This is a genomic window from Psychrobacter sp. 1U2, from assembly GCF_051847575.1.
Map to the genome: position 1 here is coordinate 1 of NZ_JBPYDC010000517.1, position 1007 is coordinate 1007.

A 1007-nucleotide genomic window follows, 5' to 3' on the forward strand; every position below is an offset into this window, starting at 1 on the left:
TCAATTCGTTCCAACTCTTTTTAATAATACAACCAATTTTCTTGTTGGAATGATACTAGGTAAGGCATCTGCAGGTTATTTTGGTGCTACAAGACAAGTTGTACAGTTATTGACTGTCTTTAATTCTGTGGTATCAGGTGTGGCTTTTCCATACTTAATTAGGTATAAAGAAAAGTTTGATGTTTTTAGCAAGTATTATTTAATTTTGATAGCAGCTATTTCAGTTTTCTTATTAGTAGTACATCAGTATATTTTTGATATTATTGGTATAAAGTATAGTTTTGACTCAGAAGTCTTTTATATTCTTATTGCTGGATTTTTAGCTATTGTTTTCTACAGTGTTTACTCTACTAACTATTTAATCTCAAGAGGTTACGATAAGATAGTAATGAGAATTACAATAATAGCATCAACCATAGGATTTATATTATCCTTCCCGCTTATTTATAAGTTTGGACTATTAGGAGGAGCTACTAATATATTTATAGGTCAATTAATTTTAGGGTCTGGATCCTACTACTATTTCAAAAAAATAAACGAGGGCGTAAAGCATGCAAGCTAAAAAAATTGTAAAAAATAAAGTTGTTGGGAGCTGGAAATTTTTGTCAGCGTATTCTGCATTCCATAAGCTTCATAAGTCAATATATAACTCTCCTGATTTTCAAAAAGTTAGTCTAACAAAAGATGAAAAGACAGAATACCGTAATTATTGGAAAGCTGTATCCCCAGTTATTAGCTTCAAGACAGTAGAGATATCAAAATCGTTATCGGGATCTTTTAATAAGCGTATTATTCCTGAAGAGTTTTATAGCTTATATATTGAAAGATTCTTAAATAATGAAAGAAATGTTGAGTTTCTAGCGCACAAAAGCGTATATAACAAATGGTTTGGTAGAGGTATTTTCCCAAAAGACTTCTTTCATAAGTTAGATGGTAGTTATTATACGTATGAATTTGAAGCTATAGACGATATTGAAGCATTTATTGATAAAGAAGTTGACAGTACT

2 protein-coding genes are annotated in these 1007 nt (G+C 30.1%); both read left to right on the forward strand.

Annotated elements, in window-relative coordinates; genetic code table 11:
* Positions 1–562: oligosaccharide flippase family protein (locus tag ACS8FD_RS16990; protein WP_439276707.1), on the forward strand; the 562-nt coding region annotated here is incomplete at its 5' end.
* Positions 552–1007: hypothetical protein (locus tag ACS8FD_RS16995; RefSeq protein ID WP_439276708.1), on the forward strand; the 456-nt coding region annotated here is incomplete at its 3' end. The genes ACS8FD_RS16990 and ACS8FD_RS16995, both read left to right, overlap by 11 nt.